The sequence below is a fragment of the Neobacillus sp. GCM10023253 genome, assembly GCF_042653105.1.
Lineage (GTDB): Bacteria > Bacillota > Bacilli > Bacillales > Cytobacillaceae > Neobacillus > Neobacillus citreus.
The window spans coordinates 331,269-354,787 of sequence record NZ_JBHSHV010000027.1 but is presented as its reverse complement, the minus strand read 5'-3'; the positions used below and the strand labels follow the sequence as shown (position 1 = coordinate 354,787).

20 protein-coding genes are annotated in these 23,519 nt (G+C 42.9%); 5 read left to right on the top strand and 15 right to left on the bottom strand.

Going from position 1 to position 23,519, the window contains the following annotated elements:
- Positions 1–691 precede the first annotated feature (691 nt).
- From ACFPA1_RS25235 to ACFPA1_RS25225, 3 genes are all read right to left on the bottom strand, one after another.
- Positions 692–1,444, bottom strand: a complete 753-nt coding sequence (locus ACFPA1_RS25235) for an ABC transporter permease (RefSeq protein WP_378586921.1) — start codon at positions 1,442–1,444, stop codon at positions 692–694.
- Positions 1,441–2,160 (bottom strand): phosphate ABC transporter ATP-binding protein, encoded by a 720-nt coding sequence (locus ACFPA1_RS25230; protein ID WP_378586957.1) that lies wholly within the window; start codon positions 2,158–2,160, stop codon positions 1,441–1,443. The genes ACFPA1_RS25235 and ACFPA1_RS25230 overlap by 4 nt, the downstream gene beginning before the upstream one ends.
- 1,464 nt (positions 2,161–3,624) lie before the next feature.
- Entirely contained in the window at positions 3,625–4,404 is a 780-nt protein-coding gene (locus ACFPA1_RS25225) for a class I SAM-dependent methyltransferase (protein WP_378586918.1), read from the bottom strand.
- Positions 4,405–4,520: 116 nt separating this feature from the next.
- Here ACFPA1_RS25225 and ACFPA1_RS25220 point away from each other — a divergent pair, with 116 nt between their 5' ends.
- Entirely contained in the window at positions 4,521–5,462 is a 942-nt protein-coding gene (locus ACFPA1_RS25220; protein WP_378586915.1) for a LysR family transcriptional regulator, read from the top strand.
- 381 nt (positions 5,463–5,843) lie between these two features.
- On the opposite strand, the gene ACFPA1_RS25215 is transcribed toward ACFPA1_RS25220, so the two are convergent.
- The 7 genes from ACFPA1_RS25215 to ACFPA1_RS25185 all read right to left on the bottom strand — a co-directional run bounded on the left by ACFPA1_RS25215 (position 5,844) and on the right by ACFPA1_RS25185 (position 13,671).
- Positions 5,844–6,110 carry an AbrB/MazE/SpoVT family DNA-binding domain-containing protein gene (locus ACFPA1_RS25215; RefSeq protein WP_378586912.1) on the bottom strand — a complete coding sequence of 89 codons (267 nt, stop codon included), beginning with the start codon at positions 6,108–6,110 and terminating at the stop codon, positions 5,844–5,846.
- A 262-nt stretch (positions 6,111–6,372) separates the two neighbouring features.
- Positions 6,373–7,869: an alanine/glycine:cation symporter family protein gene (locus ACFPA1_RS25210; protein ID WP_378586909.1), complete on the bottom strand. Its 1,497-nt coding sequence runs from the start codon at positions 7,867–7,869 to the stop codon at positions 6,373–6,375.
- Positions 7,870–8,051: 182 nt separating this feature from the next.
- Complete coding sequence (locus ACFPA1_RS25205; RefSeq protein ID WP_378586907.1) at positions 8,052–9,536, bottom strand: aldehyde dehydrogenase family protein; 1,485 nt, start codon at positions 9,534–9,536, stop codon at positions 8,052–8,054.
- A gap of 39 nt (positions 9,537–9,575) precedes the next feature.
- On the bottom strand, positions 9,576–10,472 hold the full coding sequence (gene dapA, locus ACFPA1_RS25200; protein WP_378586904.1) for a 4-hydroxy-tetrahydrodipicolinate synthase: 897 nt from the start codon (positions 10,470–10,472) through the stop codon (positions 9,576–9,578).
- Positions 10,473–10,523: 51 nt separating this feature from the next.
- Positions 10,524–11,465, bottom strand: coding sequence for a proline racemase family protein (locus tag ACFPA1_RS25195; RefSeq protein ID WP_378586901.1), 942 nt, complete (start codon positions 11,463–11,465; stop codon positions 10,524–10,526).
- The gene (locus ACFPA1_RS25190) at positions 11,462–12,502 is read right to left on the bottom strand and encodes a proline racemase family protein (protein ID WP_378586899.1); all 1,041 of its coding nucleotides are present in this window, start codon (positions 12,500–12,502) and stop codon (positions 11,462–11,464) included. The genes ACFPA1_RS25195 and ACFPA1_RS25190 overlap by 4 nt, the downstream gene beginning before the upstream one ends.
- Complete coding sequence (locus ACFPA1_RS25185; RefSeq protein WP_213148090.1) at positions 12,499–13,671, bottom strand: NAD(P)/FAD-dependent oxidoreductase; 1,173 nt, start codon at positions 13,669–13,671, stop codon at positions 12,499–12,501. Before ACFPA1_RS25185 ends, ACFPA1_RS25190 begins: the two co-directional genes overlap by 4 nt.
- A 175-nt stretch (positions 13,672–13,846) precedes the next feature.
- Here ACFPA1_RS25185 and ACFPA1_RS25180 point away from each other — a divergent pair, with 175 nt between their 5' ends.
- The 4 genes from ACFPA1_RS25180 (at position 13,847) to ACFPA1_RS25165 (ending at position 17,430) form a co-directional block, all read left to right on the top strand.
- Positions 13,847–15,517, top strand: coding sequence for a sigma-54 interaction domain-containing protein (locus tag ACFPA1_RS25180; RefSeq protein WP_378586895.1), 1,671 nt, complete (start codon positions 13,847–13,849; stop codon positions 15,515–15,517).
- A 70-nt stretch (positions 15,518–15,587) separates the two neighbouring features.
- The gene (locus ACFPA1_RS25175; RefSeq protein WP_213148088.1) at positions 15,588–15,860 is read left to right on the top strand and encodes a (2Fe-2S)-binding protein; all 273 of its coding nucleotides are present in this window, start codon (positions 15,588–15,590) and stop codon (positions 15,858–15,860) included.
- Complete coding sequence (locus ACFPA1_RS25170) at positions 15,857–16,189, top strand: (2Fe-2S)-binding protein (RefSeq protein WP_213148087.1); 333 nt, start codon at positions 15,857–15,859, stop codon at positions 16,187–16,189. Before ACFPA1_RS25175 ends, ACFPA1_RS25170 begins: the two co-directional genes overlap by 4 nt.
- Positions 16,186–17,430, top strand: a complete 1,245-nt coding sequence (locus ACFPA1_RS25165) for an NAD(P)/FAD-dependent oxidoreductase (protein ID WP_378586891.1) — start codon at positions 16,186–16,188, stop codon at positions 17,428–17,430. The genes ACFPA1_RS25170 and ACFPA1_RS25165 overlap by 4 nt, the downstream gene beginning before the upstream one ends.
- A 169-nt stretch (positions 17,431–17,599) precedes the next feature.
- Here the strand turns inward: ACFPA1_RS25165 and solA are convergent, their stop codons facing one another.
- The 5 genes from solA to ACFPA1_RS25140 form a co-directional block, all read right to left on the bottom strand.
- The gene (solA, locus tag ACFPA1_RS25160; protein ID WP_378586888.1) at positions 17,600–18,769 is read right to left on the bottom strand and encodes an N-methyl-L-tryptophan oxidase; all 1,170 of its coding nucleotides are present in this window, start codon (positions 18,767–18,769) and stop codon (positions 17,600–17,602) included.
- 34 nt (positions 18,770–18,803) lie between these two features.
- Positions 18,804–20,105 (bottom strand): TRAP transporter large permease, encoded by a 1,302-nt coding sequence (locus ACFPA1_RS25155; RefSeq protein ID WP_213148084.1) that lies wholly within the window; start codon positions 20,103–20,105, stop codon positions 18,804–18,806.
- 27 nt (positions 20,106–20,132) lie between these two features.
- Positions 20,133–20,660: a TRAP transporter small permease gene (locus tag ACFPA1_RS25150; protein ID WP_213148083.1), complete on the bottom strand. Its 528-nt coding sequence runs from the start codon at positions 20,658–20,660 to the stop codon at positions 20,133–20,135.
- A 94-nt stretch (positions 20,661–20,754) separates the two neighbouring features.
- Positions 20,755–21,774, bottom strand: a complete 1,020-nt coding sequence (gene dctP, locus ACFPA1_RS25145; RefSeq protein WP_378586884.1) for a TRAP transporter substrate-binding protein DctP — start codon at positions 21,772–21,774, stop codon at positions 20,755–20,757.
- Between the two features lie 43 nt (positions 21,775–21,817).
- Positions 21,818–23,080: an NAD(P)/FAD-dependent oxidoreductase gene (locus ACFPA1_RS25140; protein WP_378586881.1), complete on the bottom strand. Its 1,263-nt coding sequence runs from the start codon at positions 23,078–23,080 to the stop codon at positions 21,818–21,820.
- Positions 23,081–23,519: the final 439 nt, after the last annotated feature.

The window sequence follows — 23,519 nt, the reverse complement described above, 5'->3', positions numbered from 1 at the left end:
GCCAGCGTTCGTCCTGAGCCAGGATCAAACTCTCCAATAAAGTTGAGTTGATTAGCTCAAAAATGTTACGTTGGCTCATGTTTATCTATATTAATATAGAAGAAACATGATCATTATTGTTTGTTGACGTTTTTGTTTGTTTAGTTTTCAAAGAACTATCTTTGTCACTCGCAAAAGCGACAGGAACTAAATTGTATCGCGTTTCTTACAATCTATCAACCATCAATTATTTCCAATTACGATTGACTTGAACGCTCTTTCAAAAGCGACTTTTACATCATAACACCATTGGTACTATAATTCAACTAAAAGTTTTTTTCATTTAATCAAGATAAAAACATTATTGTTTCATATCCTAATGTATTTCGTCACCAAAAAAAGTGACTGGAGTAATAATATATACTTTTTACACATGGATTTCAACTGGTAATTCCATCCTATTGGATTGTCTCATACTAAGAATGGAGGACGAACAGTTTCGAGATTCGCCACCAAACGAAAGCCCCGAAAAACTGATCAATCAATTAGAAAATGTTAAATCCGCCTGATACGCAAATCTTCACAACCACAGTAAAAAAAGGAATGCCGTTGACGTTGAAAGTAAAAGAATAAATTTCAATATTGGAATTGTAAAGCACAGGGACGGTTCTTCCGCCTCACTTTGAGGCAGAAGAACCGTCCCCGTGCATCATTATTTACTTCTCACTACCTGCATCCGTTTGTTAAACATCGTTGGGTAAGATAAGAACCCAAGCATGATACTTGTGATGGATGCTGTCGTTAGAAGCAGGAACAGCACGAGCAGTTGGAATTGAACTGCTTGAACGGGGCTTGCACCTGCGATGATTTGGCCGCTCATCATTCCTGGGAGCTGAACCAGTCCAATCGTTTTTTGACTCTCAATGGTTGGAATCATACTTGCTTTGATTGAGGTCATCAACTGGGTATGTACGGCCTGTTTAGGTGTTCCGCCAAGAGATAGGATCAGTTCTGTCTGGTCCTGATGGGATTCGGTCTCCGCAATAAATCGATTAAGAAACAGGATGGCCAGCACCATTCCATTGCCAATCATCATTCCGCTGATTGGGATGATATATTGGGCGGTATGGGGTGTAATATTAAAACCGAGTAAGATGCTTTGAGTTAGCACTTCGATAAAAATTAACGTAACAGCAATTTTCCACGTAATCCCTTTAATGGCTGCTCCTTTTTTCCGGGCATTCAATGTTGCTGCAATAATCATCACGGCAACCATTAAGAATATATAAATAATGCTTTCGGAATCGAACACAAATTTAAGAATATAGCCCACAATAAGCAATTGGATGATGGAGCGGACGACGGCGATCGTCGCATCTTTTTCCAGCCCAAGGTTCAATGTCTTCGATAAGACGATGGGAATGAGAACGAAAATGAGAGAAAAGATTAAGGCCATGGTGCTCATCCCAATTCCCCCTTAACAAACTGCCTTACTCGCTCATTGCTTGGCGATTCTAGTAATTCACTTTTTCCCGTTTCAACGATTTCCCCTGCCATCATCACCCATGTATAGGTCCCGACATGTAAAGCCTGTTTTAAGTTGTGTGTGATCCAAACAATCGTCACGCCATACTTCCGGTTGATTTTGACAATCAGTTCCTCAATCTCCTTTTGCGAAACTTGATCGAGAGACGAAGTAATTTCATCCAGTAATAATATCTGCGGATGATTCACCAACGTACGGGCGATCGATACTTTCTGACGCTGCCCACCTGATAATTCCTTACTGCTCCTTTGTAGAAAATCCTCCGACAAACCCACGTCATGTAATAAATCTATGGCTTGTAAATCTGGAAGCCGTTTCCCTTGCAGCTCCAGGGGCAGTGCCAAATTCTTATGTACACTTCCATCAATCATCGGCGCACTTTGAAGTGCCATCCCAACCTTCCGCCGCAATTCCACGGGGTCATATTCATTTATGTTTTGATCATGAACCATAATATCTCCATCGTTTGGCGACAACAGCCCATTGCACAACTTAAGCAGCGTCGTCTTCCCAGCCCCCGAAGGCCCCACCAAAGTCGTAATCTCCCCATCATAAAAAGCCCCCGAAATATTCCTCAAAATTGGCTGACCATCAATAGAGTAATTAACATTATGAAATTGTATAGCTGGTTTCATTCCGTTCACTTCCTTATGAAGCATGGCCGGTTCTTCTGCTTCATGTTCATTTAGGTGAAGCATGGGGACGGTTCTTATGCTTCATATTTATTCAGGTGACAGGCACCCCTTAGGCAATCTTACCAAAAACTCACTCGCGTTTTCTAGTTTACCCTTTCCTTCCATTGTGTGTCTCGACAAAAGTGGCTTAATGAAGAAATAGGAATTAGGTTAACGGGTTCGGCTTTAGAGCACAAAAATAAAAGGTTCAAATCGCATATGATTTGAACCTTTTATTCTTGTGGATTTAATTTTATAAAATAACTGAACGTTGATTTCACAGTGTTTGAAAAATAAACGGTAAAATTCCGTTTATATTGGGAAATACCCATATTTCCTTAAAAATAAAGGAAGTTTTTCCGTTTATATGATCCGAATCTTTGGATTTTGTCTTATTCAGAGCTGTTAATCGGAATATGTCCGCTTATATCCGCTTTTTAAGCTTCCTTTTATACATTAGCCGGAATTTCTCCGCCTATGAATTCTCATACCTAGATGAAAATCAACAATGAATAATAACAGCTAATTCTCAACGGTACCAATGCAAGTTAGGCAGAAAGTTTCCTATCCTCCTGTAATAATTCAATTATTCCGAATACTAACATATTTAGTGTCCCTAATAAACTATAAATCTGTAAAATTTCGATAATATTGGATAAATAGAACCAATTACCTACGCCAATAGAGTAATTTAGAAGAAAACAGGATAACAATCATGACTTTTGTCGCTCAAGGATTTTAATGCCATTAAATTGAAGCGCAGGAACCGTCCATGACCACTGAAAAATGCATTTTAAGAAGCTGGAGGCTGCTATTCTTGAGCTCACAGGAAAAATAGTAGCGCTTATTTTTACCGGTGGGCTACTTTTTTTGCGCTCACAGGCAGAATAGACCGTTTATTTTTACCGATGCCCTACTTTCCTGGCACTCACGGGCAGAATAGACCGCTTATTTTTACCGGGGCCCTTCTTTTCTAGCGCTCACGGGCAGAATAGACACCTTATTTTTACCGATGCCCTACTTTTCTGGCGCTCACGGGCAGAATAGACCGCTTATTTTTACCGGGCCCTTCTTTTCTAGCACTCACGGGCAGAATAGACACCTTATTTTTACTGGTGCCCTACTTTTCTAGCGCTCACGGGAAAAATAGACCGCTTATTTTTACCGGGGCCCTTCTTTTCTAGCACTCACGGGAAAAATAGACTATCTATTTTTACCGGGGCCCTTCTTTTCTGGCGCTCACGGGCAGAATAGACCGCTTATTTTTACCGAAGCACTACTTTTCTGGCGCTCACGGGCAGAATAGACTGCTTATTTTTACTGCTGCCTTACTTTTCTAGTGCTCACGGGCAGAATAGATGGCTTATTTTTACCGGTGCCCTACTTTTCTGGCGCCAATGGGCAGAATTTGATGGCCCCCAATTCTCAATCCACTTTAACGCCATGCAACAATACCGCTTTCAGGCAAAAATCCTGCGGCCCCCCCTCCTTATCGAAGGAAATTTGAAATGTATCCCGGCATAATGGCGTGGCGTTCTCGAGTATCGATATAATTTCCTTTTGTACTTCAGCTGATGTACCTGCCCTTTCAATCCAGCTGGAATATTCAAGAGGCAAATTCCACTTTAAATGCTCCGAATAATGTAAGGAGTTTTCAGCAAACATTTCCCGCCATTCAGAAAGGGAGCTTTCGCGTACTTGTGACGGATCGCGGAGCTTATTTACTTTGTTGATGAAATGATCGAGAACCTTGTCCTCCGGGGCGTAATGATCAACAAGTAAGAAATGTCCACCGTTCTTCAGAACACGAGAAATTTCTTTCACCGCTTTTCGTACATTTGGAAAGTGATGGGCTGCATAACGGCAGGTAACGATATCAAACATGGCATCAGGAAAAGGGAGCGTTTCGGCGTCTGCCTGCAGAAACGTTACATTTTCACAACCACGTTCCTTCGCATAATCAATCGCCACTTTCACCATTTCTTCCGTGATGTCGACTCCAATGCAATTTTTAACGGACGGTGCAAAGGCGAGCGCAGTATGCCCAGCAGCTGTGCCTATGTCGAGTACGTTTTCCTTGCCTGTTAACTTTACTGCTTTAACCATTACGTCCAGTTCCTGACCTGCGGCAAACAGCTTCTCGTCCCGGTATTTCTCGGGATGTTTTGCAAACTGTTGCTGGACCGTATTTTTCGCATCTGCCATCGTTTATTCCCCCTAGGAAATTACTGTTCTTATATGTATATTATCGATTAGACACGTATTCGTCTAAGATATATAATCTATGAAAGTCATAGATTTAAACTATGGAGTTGGTATAGATGGAGATACGCTTATTACAATATGCAGTGGAAGTCTATCAAAAAAATAGTTTTACAAAAGCAGCCGATAGTTTACATATCGCCCAGCCGTCGCTGAGCCAGCAAATCCAAAAGCTTGAAAAGGAAATCGGTGTCCGTTTGTTTTCACGTGGACAAGGGCGAGTCATTCCAACACCTGAAGGCATACGATTCATTGAGAAAGCGCAACAGATCTTACGGCAGCACGACGACCTTTTGCGCGAAATGCACGAAAATAGCGAGGGCATCGGATCTGAATTGACCATAGGCGCACCTGCCGTCACAGGTGGTCACGTGCTGCCATTGCTAATAGAAAACTTTCTGAAGCAATACCCGCAAATGAAGGTGCGTCTCATTGAGGAATCAACCGAGGAGTTAGAAAATTTAACAATTCGGGGTACTGTGGACCTGTCGGTGTTACCTTTACCGATCGAAAGTAACCGGTTGGCCACTCGTCTGATGCTGACAGAACCATTGCTGCTTGCAGTTCCACGCGAAGAAAAAGACTGGATGTCGGAACAAATCCGCCATTTCGTTCGTTCTGCAGATGAAAATGACCAAGTCACGGAAGGAACAATTCCTTTGGCAGAGTTGTCCTGCTCACCGTTTATATTATTAAAACAGGGATATGGCTTTCGGCGGATTGTGTTGGATCTCTGTGCTGACAGCGGATTTCAATCGCAAATTGATTTCGAAACAAGCAATATCGAGACAGCGCAATCTCTCGTCGCATCCGGATTGGGAGTGACCATTGTTCCAAAAATGGTCATGCGGCAACATGCAAATTTTAATCCGTTGTATATCCCGCTTCAATCACACCCGACTCGAACTGTGGTATTTGCTTATTTGAGAGAGCGATACTTAAGTCTGGCGGCAATGGCATTCATGGACGTTTATGAATCTAATGGAAAGATTATTTTATAGGTGAAATTAATTAAGTAACCAGCTGAAGTAAAATAAGCGAAGATTTTTCTGTTAAATGCAGAATGGAGCTCGTTTTGAGGTAAATAAGGGAAGATTTTTCGATTATGCAAAGCAAAATCATCCATTTTCACGTTTTACGAAGCAATAGGCGAAATTTCTTCGTCTATTTATTCTATTTTTATCAATATTCACTAATTAAGCGAAAATTTTACGTCTATTAATTGTATCGTTACCCGAACCTGGGTTTCTAACAATTATTCTATTAGCCCACACACGAATACGCATCTGAAATCACATCGAACAAAAAAATTGTCAGCGTGTCAAACTATATTGCGATTTAACCCCAAAAAAATACCTGGTACTCTGTTCGTCCATCATTAACTATCTATCAACAAAGTTTCTGAAAGTTTGGTCATATTCATTAATCACATCGTTTATTTGCTCTAAGAATTCTTCGTCAATTCCCTTTGGCAGCTTTAAATTTTGTTTTTTCTTAATGGTTACTTGACCGTTCACTATATCAAAACGTACTTCATCCCCTTGACCGATTCCCAAGTGTTCCAACACTTCCTGTGGTAACGTAACCCCTAAACTATTCCCGATTTTTGTTACCTTTCTTTCCACTTCTCTCACCACCCTTAAAGTCATAATCATTCCTCCTCACTATTTGCACTTTCTGGGAGGTTTATAACCGTAAAAACAAATATTTTATACTAATGTTATAAGAATAATAACATGCTAATATTAATATTCACAGTTGTATAAATCCGTCAAATTAGGACATGGAGTGACATGCGCCTTCCAGAAAATATCCAATTAATAGCCATAAAAATAGCCTCCCATTAACAAAATAGGAGGCTCATATTAAAACAGATTATTAGAACAGGAAGTAAAAATTAACGCTCTTCAACTATAGGGATTTTCCAGAATTCCCAATATATATATTATTAATAGAAGAATTCTTATCATCAAGCTCTTTACACTTTTCTTCCCAAAAATCCGCGCCGCTTATGTTTGCATGCAGCGGATTAAACACCGGGTCCTTCCCAGCCTTTCTTTGAATCTCATAATCTTTTAATACTCTTAAGGCTGGTTTCATCAGGAAGAAAAGGGCGATTAAACTGAGCCAGGCCATTGATCCAAACCCTATATCCCCGAGGGCCCACATGGTTGATGCTGAATAGACACAGCCGGCATAGGTCATGATGAGCATGACAATTTTTAGGATTGTTTTCAGCCATGGCAGCTCTCGTTTTCCACTTAAATAAACAATAGTGGTTTCAGCAATATAGTAATAGGCCATTAATGTGGTAAAAGCAAAGAAAAAGATGGCAATCGCTACAAATCCCGGGCCAAATCCAGACATCACCGTTTCTACAGCCATTTGTGTATAGGCTGGACCTGCTTCAACATTTTTTAGAGTTTGAACAATGGGTTCTGCTCCTTCAGGTGTAACGTTATACATACCGGTAACAAGAATCATTAAGGCTGTCGCTGTACAGACAACGATTGTATCAATATAAACAGAGAAGGCCTGTACCAATCCCTGTTTCGCCGGATGGGATACTTCAGCAGCGGCCGAACTATAGGTCGCTTCACCGCAGCCGGCTACATTTGAGAAAATGGCCCTTCTGACCCCCCAGGCAATCGCGGCACCGACAATTCCCCCAAATACTTGATTCGCACCAAATGCACTTGTGAAAATCAGTGAAAACATTTCAGGTATTTGAGAAAAATTAGCCCCTAAAATGATAATCGTTACTAGGACATAACCAACGGCCATAAATGGAACAACAGCTTGACCCACACTCGCAATCCGCTTTACTCCACCAAAAATAACGGCACCAAGCAGTACCACCAAAAAGATACCAGTAACAAATTTATTTATTCCAAACGCATTTTCCATTCCAGATGCGATGTTATTTGCTTGGACGCCAGGAGTCAAAAATCCATAGGAGATGGTCACCACTACAGCCATGATAACCGCAAACCATTTAAGCCCCAGACCTTTTTCAATGAAATAAGGAGTTCCCCCACGATACTCATTTCCCACTTTAATCTTATACACCTGAGCCATCGTTGATTCAATAAAGGCACTGGCGCCCCCTAACAGCGCCATCATCCACATCCAGAAAACGGCTCCCGGCCCTCCGAAGGCAATCGCAGTTGCGACACCGGCAATATTACCGACCCCAACACGCCCTGATAAGGCCAAACAAAAAGCTTGAAATGAGGAAATCCCCTCATCTGAGCTCTTCCCTTCAAACAACAATCTAATCATTTCTTTAAAATACCTGATTTGCACAAAACGGGTTGCAAGAGTGAAGATTAATCCTGCACCAAGTGCAAGAATGACCAGTCCATTCCCCCAAACTTGACCCGCCAGCCAATTAATGAATTCTTCCATTTACCAATTCCCCCCTGGTTCGTTTACTTTGCAAGCGCTAACAATGATAGAAATCCAAAATTCTCTCTGTTACTTAACAAAATAACGGATTGCTCCTCGCTGCTGTCTAACCATGGTGAAAAGTACGGACTGCCGGCAGACAGCCCGCTTTTTTGCATGAACATGGACCATTAAAAAAATTGCTATTTAATGTTTACCCAAACACTTTTTACTTCCGTATAATTATCGAGTGCATATGTGCCCATTTCGCGCCCGATTCCCGATTGTTTATACCCGCCAAAAGCTGCGGCAGGATCTTCCAGGTTGTAATCATTAATCCAGACAGTACCTGCTTTTAACTTGTTGGCAACTTTGTGTGCAGTTTTGATATCTTTCGTCCAAACTCCTGCCGCAAGGCCATATGGGGTATTGTTTGCCCGTTCGATCACTTCCTCCACCGTATCAAACGGCAATACAACGACAACCGGTCCGAAAATTTCCTCCTTCGCCACTACCATGTCATCCATTACATCCGCAAACACAGTCGGCTGGACGAAATATCCCTGGTCAAACGCCTTTTTGCCGCCAGCTGCTACTCTCGCTCCTTCTGCGACTCCTTTTTCAATATACATAAGGACACGCTCCAGCTGCTTTTGGGAGACAAGCGGCCCCATTTCAGTTTCCGGATCCATGCCAGGTCCCAATTTTACCTGAGCCGCCATTTTTGCCAGTTCGTCTACCACCTGATCATAATGTTTTCTGTGGACAAATACCCGCGAGCCGGCGCTGCAGTTTTGGCCATGATTATACATAATCCCGTTAAAGGCGCCTGGAATAGCCTCTGTTAAATCAGCATCCTCGAGAATAATGTTGGGGGACTTTCCTCCAAGTTCGAGCGTGATGTTTTTGATTGTCTCTGCAGCTTGCCGCATAATATACTTTCCTGTTGCAGTAGAACCTGTAAATGCCACTTTATCTACATCAGGATGATTGACAATCGCTGCACCTGCCGTTTGGCCGAAACCAGGAACAATGTTTACCACGCCTTCCGGGAAGCCTGCTTCTTGAATAAGCTTTGCGGCATAAAGGATCGATAATGGTGTTTGCTCAGCCGGCTTTAGCACGATGGTGCACCCTGCTGCCAAGGCAGCACCCATTTTCCAGGATGCCATCGTTAACGGATAATTCCAAGGAATGATTTGACCGACCACACCAACCGGTTCATGCCTTGTAAAATTTAAATAATCCTTGGAAATCGGAACAGTCTGTCCAAGAATTTTTGTCGCCCAGCCAGCATAATAACGGAATTGTTCGACTGTGGCCGGAATATCATCTGCTAATGCAACAGCGTAAGGCTTGCCATTATCCAAAGCTTCCAGCTGAGCCAATTCTTCTTTATGCTGTTCAATCAAATCGGCGAATTTATAAATGATTCTTGCTCTTTCAGCTACACTCAAATCAAGCCACGGCCCGGATTCAAACGCTTTCCTTGCCGCTTTGACAGCTAAATCAATATCTTCTTCCTGTGCCTCACTTACAAGGGCAAGCACTTCTTCAGTTGCCGGATTCAATGTTTCAAATGTTTTCCCGCTAACCGACGGAACAAATTTACCATTAATAAATAGTTCGATTTTTCCTGCTAAAAATTCTTTCACGTTCGGTTTCAATTCATAATGTGTTGTTAACATTGTCTTCCCCCTCTTTAAGCTAGTTGGAACTGCGTATACTTAAACAAGTGACAGTACATGTAAATTCTTCAAAATTTCTTTGAGCATTTGATCCTCTTCCGGCGTTAATCCTAAACGCGGATATCGGGCAGGACCTCCTGCATTGCCTAGCAGATCCATTGAACGCTTAACGATTTGAACATATTTTCCTGAACCCTCAAGGAAGGTACAAAGAGGAAGAATCCGGTCATTGATTTCCCATGCTTGCTCAAGTTCACCGTTTTGGAAGTGATTGAACATATCTGTTACAAGCTTTGGCACGATATTGCCGGCAACCGAAATCCAGCCGGTTGCACCGACAAAGTAAGACTCCATTACCAATTCCTCGGAACCGCAGAAAACTTCAAAATTCCCCTTTGCCCCTCTGGCTAAGTCACGCGCCTTGCGGATATCCCCGCTTGATTCTTTAATTCGGGTAACATTCTCCAAATCCGTTCCAATTCTGAGCATTAATTCGGTACTCATATCGACACCGGAAGTAAAGGGGTTGTTGTAAAGCATTATCGGAATATTTACGGCATTATTCACTTCTTTAAAATGGTAGTAGATTTCGTCTTCTTTTGGTTTGGCATAATAGGAATTGATAATCAAAGCACAATCGGCGCCATGTGCCTCTGCCTGCTTGGTGTTTTCAATTGTCTCCTTTGTCGTTTCTGCCGCAGTCCCGACAATAACTGGGATACGGCCGTTTACTTCTTTCATCACCACTTCGACCATCTGGTACTTTTCTTCCTTTGTTAGACTGACGAATTCCCCTGTACTTCCATTAATGACAATCCCGGCGACACCTTGGTTCATAAAATAATTTACGTTATTTTTTACACCGCCCCAATCAATTTCCTGTTCCTTCGTCATCGGGGTAATAAGTACTGGAAAAGCTCCTCTAATTGTTGTCATCACAATTCCTCCTCTATGATTCTATAAATATTTTTCCTTACTAAAAATAAATTATTTTAAGATAAACCCCGCCGCTAATGGGTCTGTTGGATCCAGAATAAAGGTTTGCATCCCGGTTATAAATCCGCGGCAGGTCATCGTATATTGAAAGCGAGATTCTTGTTGCTGCAAAACCTGGACTTGTAATTGACTGCCAAAAATACTCTCATTCACAAGCGAAACCTGGTTCGTAATAGAACCCGATGATAGCAGGCTTGTGAATGCTGCAAGTGTCGGTCCAAAACCTGGGGATCTGACAATCAAGAGATCATCCCGGAAGGTAATAGAACGAATGTGTCCTTCATCGATCCTTGACTCGTCTACTAAAATGGCCCCTTTCACATCCGGGCTTAATGATGGCAGAACAGTTTGTCCCCATCTTCGCAAATCCGCTAATTCCTCCACCTGAATCTCCACCGGGAAGTCCTGTGTGCGGAAGACGGCGTATACCTGATCAGACTGAACGAGTGTATGGTTGGCAAGTGAAGGTGTGACACATTCCTTTGTCCCCATTACCTCACAGAAGCCGCTCTCCATCTTAACCGAGACCACTTCTTCTCCCTTCATTACGGCGGTGATCGGGAAAACGCCGCCCACGGTTTCAATCAAATATTGATTTGACGCCCTCTCTCTTAGATGGCCGCATTCTAATAGGGCCGTCACCACAGCAGCCATGCCACCATAATGAATCGGCATGGTGCCATCATGATTGAAGAATACGACCGCCGCATCAGCCTCTCGTGTCAATGGCGGAACAACAAGGCAGCCATTTAATCCGGCAAATCCGCGGGGCTCATTTAATAATAGAGTTTGCTCTTCCTTATAAGCTTGGGGAAACAATTCATATAATTCTTTTAAACTTTGGTAATGGATGAATGGTGCATTCCGGATAATGCGGAATGCCTCTCCGGCAACGTGAACATCTATTGTGGAATAGGCTTTTTCAATTTTCACTTCACATCCTCCATTTCATGTTCATTCATTGGGGGAATCAGCAGGAAGCCTTCCTTTAACGGATCTTCCTCATGGTAGAAGAATTGATGCATCCCCATTAGCCACGCAGAACCCGTAATCCTGGTCACAACCGCTTCAATCCCTGCTACATCAGTCGTTTCAAGAATTTCCCCGCGGAATAGCGACCCGACGATGCTTTCATGAACAAATTCTTCCCCTATCGCAATCTGTTGCTTGGCATACATAACAGAAAGCTTTGCAGACGTCCCTGTACCACATGGAGAGCGGTCAATTCCTCCTGGCGGGACAATAACGGTATTTTTGACATCAGCCGCCTCATGGGTTGGATTGGTGAAAAATTCCACATGGGTTAGCCCTTTTATAAACGGATATTTAGGATGAACGATATCGGTTTTCTCATTAATGGCGTTTCTAATTGTAATCGCTTTATCAATAATGGCTGCAGCTTTCTCCGGTATTAACTCTAAACCCACCGAATTTGCATCAATAATCGCGTAGAAATTCCCCCCATAAGCAATGTCAGCATCTACCTGGCCGATTCCTTCAACCTCGACCGAAACACTTTTTAATAGAAAGGCCGGGATATTGCAAAAAGACACTTCCTTCGCTTTTCCGTTTTCTACAGCGATGTCTACACTAACAAGTCCTGCAGGAGTATCTAATTTCAATGAAGTAACCGGCTCCTGTACCGGAATTAGGCCAAATTCAATAAGCGCCGTACAAACGCCAATCGTGTCATGGCCGCACATCGGCAGATAGCCGCCTGTTTCAATGTAGATGACACCGATATCCGCCTCCGGATGGCATGGCTCTGTCAGCAGGGCACCTGACATTACGTCATGCCCCCGTGGTTCGTTCATTAACAGCTTTCGAATCCAGTCATATTCCTTTTTCATATAAAGCATTTTTTCGGACATGGTTTCCCCCACAAGGTTTGGCAGGCCGCTAATGACCGTCCGCGTGGGGTTGCCGCCTGTGTGGGTATCAATCGTTGTAAAAACTTTGTCTGCCCTCATCTTATGACCATCCTTTCTCTAAATCGCTCAAAACGAAGCGGTTCAATCGGAATGGAGGTTTCTTTTTCATTTAGCATTTCCTCCATGACTTTTCCGGTGACCGCAGCAAGGCTGATTCCATCGCCCTCATGGCCGGCAGCAATGTAGAAATTAGGAATTCCCTCCACCCTGGAAACAATGGGCAGGTGATCTTCCGTCCAAGGCCGCAATCCTGCATAAGAGCGAATAACCATCATATCGGCCATTTTCGGATAAAAGCGGATGGCACGATTGGCAATACACTGGATGATTTCGTTGTTAACTTTCGTGTTAAAGCCAACAAATTCACGGCTGCTGCCGATTAAAAAATTTTGGCTTTCTGTCGGTTCAAACACAAGGGCCACCCCGTATTTTTCCGTGAGTGGATCGACCCGCCGTTCCCCGCCAAATTTTGAAATTAAATAGCCAAACTCCATTACTTTCCGAGAACCGACATGCTGCTGGCGCGATGCTACGACGATATGTCCTTTTCTCGGTTTGATAGGAATCGAGAGGTCTAGCATTTCGCCAATTTTGGGCGCCCACACTCCAGCAGCATTCACCACATGGTCGGCAGTAAACACACCTTTGGATGTTTGAACAATAAAAGAACCATTTTCTCTTTTGATTTCCCTGACTTCGGTGTGATTGAAAGCTTTTGCTCGTTGTTTCTTGGCTTTCTCAAGTAAGGCAAAAGCAAGCATATATGGATTGACAGTAGAGTCTGTCGCACATTCTAATCCACCTAATAAATCATCGGCAAAAAAGGGCGACTCCTGACGAATATCCTCACGATCCAGCATTCTAAACGGCAACCCGGCAGCCTTTTGGCGGCCCACCCATTTCCTTGCAGCCTCCATCTCCTCCTCGGACTCACAAACGAGGATGCTGCCAGGCGCACGATATTCAAACTTATGGTCAAGCTCTCTGCTCAAGTCATCTACCAAACGCTGGCTAACCAAAGACATTTGACTATCGAATCCGGGATCTTTATCAATCGCTAAGATATTTCCATCACAGCGGGAAGATGTACCGCTGACAAATTCCCCTTTTTCAATGACTGTCACATCTCTGCCTGATTTTGAGACATAATAGGCAATCGCACAGCCAATAATTCCCCCGCCAATGACGAGAACATCACAGTGTTTCACCGTTCCTTCCCCCCTCCATAAAAAAATCTCATGTAAACTTAATGCAATAAGTGTGCCAAAAAAAACATAGTCATATTTTTATGTGTCAATTATAAATTTTTAAAATATTTTGACATATGGTGTATAATGTTTTATAAAGTGTAAATATTTTTTTACACACCGAAAGGAGGATCTTATGTTTTTTCCCATCCAAACTGCCAAGGATATCGTTAAGGAGCTGCCGGATACTGCATCTGGCCTTATGCATCTAACAATGATTAACAAAAAATATTATTACGCCCCCTCAGATAATACATCTCTGATTCCATGCAAAGTTGTTCATGAGGATGATTCGATTGAAAGTCTGATTCACTCATTTCAGGATGATTCCGTAACAATCCTGTTGAACGAAAACGAGCAGCCTGCCGCTTGTATCACAGCCGGACATATGATTGCATTCCTCTTTAGCACCTACAGACAACTCCTGGCTTTCTATGAAACGGTCATTGCTACAACTGATTCTTCTGTCACCGTAATTGATGCAAAAGAAACCGTCCGCACTTGGACAAAAGGGGCGGAAAAAATTTTTTCCGTTAAGCAGCAAGAGATTATCGGCAAACCCATTACAGACTTTTTTGATAAAAATAAACTAGAAATCTTGCAAACCTTACATAAAGGAAAGCGCATTACCGGCCAGTACCATCAGCCTCGATCTGATTTATTTGTGTTAATCAATACCAATCCTGTTACCTTTAATAATCATATTATTGGCGCTGTTGTCTCCGAAACGGATGTCACCAATCAAGTCATGTTGAACGAAAAACTGTTTAACATGTCCAATGAAGTTCGACGTTTAGAACAAGAAGTCGCAAAGTACAACCATTCCAACGATCCTTTTCGATTTATTAAAGGGACAAGTGCTGCGATTCAGCACACCATTGAAATGGCAAGAAAGGTGTGTACGGTTAAATCAACCGTGCTAATCCTAGGAGAAAGCGGCGTCGGAAAAGAAGTATTTGCCCGAGCGATTCATGAAGCCAGCGAGAAGCCTAATGCACCTTTTATTACTATCAACTGTGGGGCCATACCCGCATCATTATTTGAAAGTGAATTATTTGGATATGAACGCGGCGCCTTCTCCGGTGCCGATTACAAAGGAAAAAAAGGGAAAATTGAGCTGGCAAAGGGAGGAACATTATTTCTCGACGAAATTGGCGAAATGCCGCTGGAGATGCAAGTAAAACTGCTGCGAGTGCTGCAAGAGCGGAAATTCTACCGGGTTGGCGGCGAAAAGGAAATCAATATCGACTTTCGTGTCATCGCCGCCACAAACCGTGACTTGCAGGAATTAATGAGACAAGGGGAATTTCGTGAAGATTTATATTACCGCCTAAATGTAGTAACCCTCTATATCCCCCCATTAAGAGAGAGACCGGGGGATATTATTGAATTAACCCATTATTACTTAAATGAGTTTGCCAAAAGCTATTCAAGGCCGATCCATGAGTTTACTCCGGACGTCATGCAGGCCATGCTCCACTATGACTGGCCCGGGAATATTCGCGAACTTCGTAATATGGCGGAACGCCTTGTTGTATTCGCCACTGACGGAGTAATCAGGGCAGAGTATTTGCGGTTTTCTTCCGCTGGCACTGACCAAAATACCCCTACACTTCAAACGGTTGATAGAGTAATAGAAACAAATGACACGATCGTATCGCTCCAGGAAGAAATGGATCAGCATGAAAGAAGAGTCATTGAACGTGCTTTACAGATTGTAAATGGAAATAAACTGGAGTGTGCCAAACGTCTCGGCATCACTAGGGCAACCTTATACAACCGGTTGAAGCGGCTGGGGTTGGATTAAACGATCCACCGCAAAAGTTGGCACATTTTTTGCATGATATTGGTTATATACTTCATGAGGAGGAATTCAAATGACAAACATGGAAAACATGGTTATTTGTCGGTGCGAAGAAGTCACCTATGGACAGCTAATATCAACAGCAAACCAGCATCAATGCACTGCCCGGGAATTGAAATTAAGAACCCGGGCCGGAATGGGCTTTTGCGGCGGACGGACATGCCGTATTTCTGTCGATAAGATTATTGAAAGCGCAGTTCCCCATACTACTGCAGGCGATATCCCATTGAAATATCAGCCCCCAGTGAGACCGATGACGTTCGGAGCGGTAGGTGGAAAAAAATGAGTAGAATACTAGACCATCCTGTTTTAGGCAAGCTAACAGACCGAAAAAGGATTTCATTTCAATATGATCACACGACCTATGAAGCATATGAACAGGAGACGATTGCTGCTGCATTACTGGCAAACGGGATCAGGAAGCTCCGTGTCCATGAAGAAAGCGGATCACCACGAGGAATTTACTGCAATATCGGCCATTGTATGGAGTGCCGAGTGACCGTCAATGGGCAGGCGAACGTACGGGCCTGCTTAACCTTTGTGGAAGAAGATATGGTTGTAGAAAGCGGCAAGCAGCTGCCAAATATCGTCAAGAGGATGGTGGAACAGGGATGAGTGATGTAATTGTAATCGGAGCCGGACCTGCCGGCCTATCAGGAGCCATCGCCTCCGCCAAAAATGGTCTCCACGTAACCGTCCTGGATGAATTTATCAAACCAGGCGGCAGATTGCTTGGCCAGCTTCACCAAGAACCATCTGGGGAGTGGTGGAACGGGATGAAAGAATCAGAACGCCTGCTTCAGGAAGCAAGGAACTTAAACATTGATATTCGCTGCGGCGTGTCTGTATATAACCTTGAGAAAGACGAAAAGCTCTGGAATGTCCATTCAAACTCTGGCACCCTTTCGGCTCCAAATGTCCTAGTTGCCACTGGCGCAGCAGAATATCCCATCCCAGTACCGGGTTGGACGCTGCCTGGGGTGATGTCGATCGGCGCAGCACAGGTGATGACAAATGTTCACCGAGTACAAGTCGGGAGCAAGGGAATCATCATTGGAGCTAACATCTTGGCATTTGCGATTTTGAATGAGCTGCAGTTGGCCGGCATAAACGTCGATCGGATTGTCCTACCAGAAAAAAGCCCGATAAGCGGGAAAGCCGGTGACCCGGAAGAAGTGTTAAAGACCCTTTTACATGCAGCCCATCTGGCACCATCCCCGCTGCTGCGAATTGGCAGCCAGTTTATGAAAAATGATACCTTGAGAAAAATCGGCATCAACTTTTATCCGAAAAACGGTATGAAAATAAACGGTACGCCGCTGCAGTTACGAAAAGCGGCAGTAGAAATCGTCGGGAAACAACAAGTTGAGGGAGTTAGGGTGGCTGATACGGATGTGAATGGGAAGGTTATTCCTGGCAGTGAAACCATCTATGAGGCAGACTTCGTTTGTATCGCCGGCGGTTTATATCCGCTCGCAGAGCTTGCGGCTGTGGCCGGCTGTCCATTCCAATACCTCCCTGAACTGGGCGGACATGTACCTTGTCACTCAGAAACCATGGAAACACCGCTCGAAGGCCTATTTGTGGCAGGAAACATCACCGGCATCGAAAGCGGTAAAATTGCCATGGCCCAGGGGACAATTGCTGGCCTGGCAATCGCCAAACACTCCGGCAAAGGTTCAGGAACCATTGACCAGCAGCTTAAACGGGCTATCCAGCAGGTCCGCACTGTAAGAGAACATGCAGCAATTCAATTTAATCCTGAAATTGATTTAGGCAGGGGCAAAATGAAAGAAATTTGGGAAACTCAATATACAAACCAAAGCGGCCAAAAACCCCATAAGAGAATTGGCTAGGATCAAATATAGTCCTACAAAAAAATCAGCAGATAGCTGCTGATTTTTTTTATTACAACCTGCTTGTTGCAGTACATATTTCGTCCTGCTGAACCCACCTACTACAAAAAAAAGCGCCGATACCATCTCGAGACTTCCTAATGAACTAAATTAAAGGCTTCCCTTAATATTAATACTTCTTTAACTCCCTACCCGAAAACGGCTCTGCCCCAGAAAATCTCCCAATCCGAAAATAGGATAAATCGTACTCTACCTTTTTCCCTAAAGTCATGTTTGCTAATATTTCTCCAAATACGCTTCCAAACTTAAATCCATGCCCTGAAAAACCGCTGGCAATGGCTACATGCGGGTAATCAGGATGATGGTCAATGATAAAATCTTCATCTGGTGTTCGGGTAAACAGACAGACCTTTCCAACCTTTAGTTGTCCGGCAGCATCTGGCAGATGGGCTTGGACAAAAGACCTTAAGTCTTCCTCATCCTCCTGGTAGATGCCAAAGCTTCGATCCACTTGGTCGGGATCTATGTTCTTCCCTCCATCCATCCGTCCTACCTTAACACCGCTTCCATCGATAGAAGGAAAACCATAGAACATTTGGTTTGGCAGTACGTAGTAAAATCCCGGGAATTGATGCTGATTATATTTTTCCTCATCGGCCTCAAACCAAGCCACTGTTTTTCTTACTGGCGTTAATGGAATATTTAAAGACTTCAATAGTTTACCTGTCCAGGCGCCTGCTGTAATAATACATTTGTCAGCATAAACTCTGTCATTTGAAGTTTCCACTATTACTCCATTAGGCTGGAATTCTATATTTTCCACTCTGATATTGGTCCATAATTCAGCGTTTTGGCACAGCGCAAGCTTACGGAACGCTGAAATACACTTTTCGCTCAATAGGACGCCTGATGAGGATTCAAAACAGCCGATATACCCTTCAGGCACCTCAAAGCCTGGCCAGCGCTGTTTTACACTGGCATTATCCATCATTTCAAGCGGCAGATTATAGGTTTTTGCACTCTTTACGACCTCCTGCATAAACGGAGAATCCTCTGGTCCAATTCCTAGAATACCAGTTTTCAAGAATACTGTTTCTTCAGATTCCTGTTGAAGTTCTTCCCACAAATGCTGCGCCCGAAGTACCATTGGAACATACTGTTCTCCTTCACCGTAAGCATGGCGGATAATTCTCGTATCTCCATGATGGCTTCCATTCGAATGGGGAGGATCAAAGGAATCAATCAGTAAGGTTTTTACCCCCTGCTTGGCTAAAAAATATCCTGCAGCCATTCCCGCAGTACCTGCTCCAACCACAACAACATCGTATTGTTTTTTCAAAAATGACACCTCACTCTGTTTTTATCTAGATAATCTATTTACCCAGAATCAGATTAGGGAGATATAAAACTATTTCAGGTAAATAGGTTGTTAAAATTAATGTAGGAAGCCAGGCAAATAAAATCATAATCATGGTTGGTTTTAGCATCTCATTAATTGGCGTTTTACCAATCCTTCCTCCAAGGTATAATAGGGGAGCTGTTGGCGGAGTGATATTCCCCATCCCCAAATTGACTGCAACAATGGCAGCAAAATGAATCGGATCTACCCCTAAGTTAGTGACAACCGGTAATAAAACGGGTGTTGATAGTAATACGGCACTTACATCATCCATCAGCATGCCGATGATGACCATAAACAAATTGATCAAGATCAATAATGCATATTTATTTTCTGAGATAGAAAATAGAAAGCTCGTAATCTGTCCCGGCAAATCCTCCATAACGTATAACCGGCTTAATATCATAACCGCATACAGCATAACCATGATGACACCTGTGGTGGTCGCGGTTTCGATCAAAATCTGCTTGAAGCTTTTTAAGTCCAATCCTCTATAGATAAAAAAACCTACTGGAACAGCATATAACACAGCAATACCTGCTGCTTCAGTCGGAGTCATAATGCCTCCATAGATTCCTCCTAACACTAACAGAGGAAGAGCAAGGGCTGGAGTGGCAGAATAGGTCTTCTTCCCTAAACTTTTAGCAAACATATTAAAATCAATGGATTCCTGTTGTTGTTGGATGTTGTTGTTCTTTTTTGCATAAACCGTGTTAATGATGATTAGAAGTGTGAGTAAAATAATCCCGGGGACGACGGTTGCCAAGAAGCTTGCCAGAACAGACTGACCGCCAATCCAAGCATAAAGAATCATAATTGCGCTTGGAGGAATCAACATGCCCAGGACTGATGAATTCGAAATAAGTGCGGATGCGTAGCCCCTTGAATACCCGGCTTCCTTTAAACGCGGTAGAATAATCGTGCCAATACAGGTAAGAGTGGCTGCTGCACTCCCGGTAATGGAGCCAAATACAGCACAGGATACGACCGCAACAGCGCCTAATCCTCCCTTAACCTTTCCGACAAACACTTCAACAAGGTCTATCAGTTTTCCGGCGATCCTGCCTTTTTCCATAATGCCGCCTGCCATAATAAACAAAGGGATGGCCAATAAGACCGTAGTGCTCATTTGACTAAATCCATATGGAAGCAGAAAACTAGGTTCATAGCCTTGGGCAAAGATCAGATAGACAACCGATGCAAAAAATGCAAAAGGTACGGGTATTCCAACAACTAAAGCAAGACACAATATCAATAAAGCGATAGAAATGACCAATTTAACGCTCCCTTCCTTAGCGCTCCTTTATTTGTCAAAGCATGCTCTTATATCATTAATGAGGTGAACAATGGAGTAAAACGACATCAAAATAAAACCGAAGAAGATCGCACTCTTAGGAACGACTGAAGGTATTCCTAAGGTCGGAGATTTCCCGCCGCTTTCAAAGCTCCAAATAAAAAACTGTACGGCCCACCAGGTAAAGATCAGGCACAATATGGTTGTGATCAATGAGGTTGCAGCTTTAATGATTGATTTCGTCCGTTCATTTTTTACATAGGCAGAAATAATATCAGCAGAAATATGGCTTCGTTCATAACTCCCATATGCCCCACCGGTAAAATAAAGCCAAAAGGCAAAAATCACAATGATTTCTTCCATTCCAAATATATCCACTTTAAAAACATATCGAAGAATAGCTGTTATACTAATCCCAAGGACAATGAGGATACTGGTAAGGATAAGGATTGTCCTTTGAAGCCGTAACAAGCCATTCCAAATAAGGCCCAGCCATGTTTTATTCAGATTTTGTTCCTGCTTCAAGTCTGGAGACAATGGATCATTCCCCTTTCATATGATTAGTAAGGGAAAAGGGTAGGAATAGTAAGAACGAAGCCTTCCACCTCCACCCTTTTTCCCCTTTGTTCTATTAATCAGCACTTAGTCCATTAACAATGTCCTCTCCTAAACGATCCTTTAATTTTGGCCACGTTGTTTTTCTGGTGAACTCAGCAAATTTCTTTAAATCCTCATCACTGAAGGTAATTACTTTAACCCCTGCTTGTTTCAGTTTTTCCATGTATTCTTTGTCGTCCTTTTCAGCGGCATCCACGCTTCTTTGCCCTAATGCGCTGGCAGCATCTTGAATAATCTTTTGATCATCGGGGCTCATTTTTTTCCACAGGTCAAGATTCATAACTAACGATGTGTTTTCAAAGAAGTTATTATATTGGTAGTAATATTTAATAACATCCCTTACTTCTGTATAATTCGCAGATGGCGGTCCGCCAACCCATCCCTCAGCCACTCCAGTTTGAAGTGCCTGATAAAGTTCAGCAAATGGAACGGCAACGGTCCTAAAACCTAAATCTTGTGCATTTCCTCTAAAAACATCAATTGGCGGCACCCGGATTAATAACCCCTTATCGGCACCCGGTTCTGTTGGATTTTTAATTTCCTTTGTGGTACCTATCCCGCCAAACCCTTCCACATGAAACGATAAGAATTTGACACCTAATTTTTCATGCAGCTTTACATTTGTGTTATAAATAAACGAGCCCGGCTTGAACAATTCCTTCGCTTTCTCATAATTCTCAGCAAGATAATGTACATAGTTAACTTCTAATTTTGGCTCAAATTCGCTTGGAACGGAGATGAGCGCCATATCAATCGTGCCTCTCATAACCTCCTCGTAAACAAGCGTATAATCACCTAACTGATTAGCTGGGTATACCTTTACCTCAATTCTCCCTTTACTTGCTTTTTCAACTTCATCCTTAAACTTCATTAAATTTTTGGTGTTAGGATGTTCTAATGGATACTGCCCAGCCACCTTTAAGGTTATCTTTTTGCCGGAAGCACCCTCACCATTCGATCCACTCTTCGTTCCACCACAGCCTGTAATGATTAACATGAAAACCAAGAACACCGGAAGTAATTTTTTAAACAAAAGTTAGCCCCCCATCTAATTTTTACCAAAAATCATTTTTTCTTTATGTTCGATTCGCTGCTGTTAAGGAAAACCTTTCAGGTGAAAAAGGCGTTAGATCTACCGGCGACTGAGAGTCATAGATGAAATTGGCCATGGTAACCCCAGTAGCTAGACTCATAGATACTCCGCTCATAGCATGTCCAGAAGCAACATATAGATTGTTAAACGTCGGAACGCGGCCTAGTATTGGCAGACCGTCAGGGGTCATCGGCCTCATTCCGACCCAAACCTGTTTACTGCCGTTGATAGAAGATCTTAGATATTTCGAAACACCGTTCTCCAGGCTGTTGACTCTTTGCGTATTCATGTTGGTGTTGATTCCGGAGAGCTCCATCGTACCTCCAATACGGATGGCATCGTTAAATGGACTTAGGGCAACCTTCGAGTCCCCAAGATAAAGCGGATGATTGATGGTTGACGATGGATTGGAAATCGTAATGCTGTACCCTTTACCGGCTGTCATAGGAATATTTAAATCTAGAAATTTTAAAACCTGCTGGGTCCATACTCCAGTAGTCAGTAAATATTGATCCCCCTCAAATACTTCATGATCGGTACGTACCCCGGTGACTTTGCCTTCCTGACGGATAAACTCCCTAACCTCGCAATTGGTTACTACTTCAACGCCATTTTCCACCAGCCACTTGTACAGCCCTTTACTCAAAGATTCTGGCCGGACATGCCGTTCCGCCGGGAGATACAATCCGCCCGCAATCGAATCGGATAACGCCGGCTCCATTTCCAATACTTCAGACCTTGTTTTGATTTCTGGCAACGGCAGGCCGATTTTCGCTGCCCTTTGTAGTTCATTGAACTTTTCTTCCACCAGATTTTCTTTCAGAAAAACAAATAACAACCCTTTGCGGTGCATCTCAAACTCAACCTGTTTGTCCCGTTCAAGCTCATCAAATAGATTGAACGTTTCCCTGCTTAACATCAGTCCAGCATCATAACCCTTTTCAAATGCAGCTTTATTACAATTCCGCCAAAATTGGTATAACCAAGGGAATAGTGAAGGTACAATGGTAGGCTTTATGTAGAGCGGACTATCTGGGCTCATCATCCATTTTAGGGTTGTCTTTATAAGCCCAGGAGCCGGTACAGGTTCCGATAAAGTAGGACAAATCCAGCCCATATTTCCTCTTGAACAAGCAGCCCCTGGCTCTCCCTTTTCCAAAACAACCACTTCACAGCCCTTTTTTCTTAAGTAATAGGCACTAGCTAATCCTATAATCCCCCCACCGATCACAATAACTTTGGACATTAAATCCCCCTTTATTCTTTTTTTAAGGTTTGTACTTTACTTTAATGTATATAGGAATGTAATCAAAAAATTACCAAAATCGAGGAAAATCAAGTGAAGAAAGGGGTAAATACTTCGTCTACTACCAGGAAGAATGGAGGGGTGATGCAAGGTACTATTCGAGATTAATAAAAAAACACTTTTAAAGAATAGTTAGATAACTTACTAGAATGAAAGATAAAGACACTCTGGGTGAAGGTACTCAGCCAGTTTGATTCCAAGCTAGTAGCTTTTAATCCTCTGATGGTTCACACCAAAAGGATATCTATAAGATGAAATTCAGTCATTTCCATTTAGTTGCAGCCGGACTTAGATGGTAGAATGATTTCATCTTTAAAAAAATCCTAAAATAATAATCCATTAGCCCCCCCTTTTTACCCTTCAAAAATCTGCCCAACTG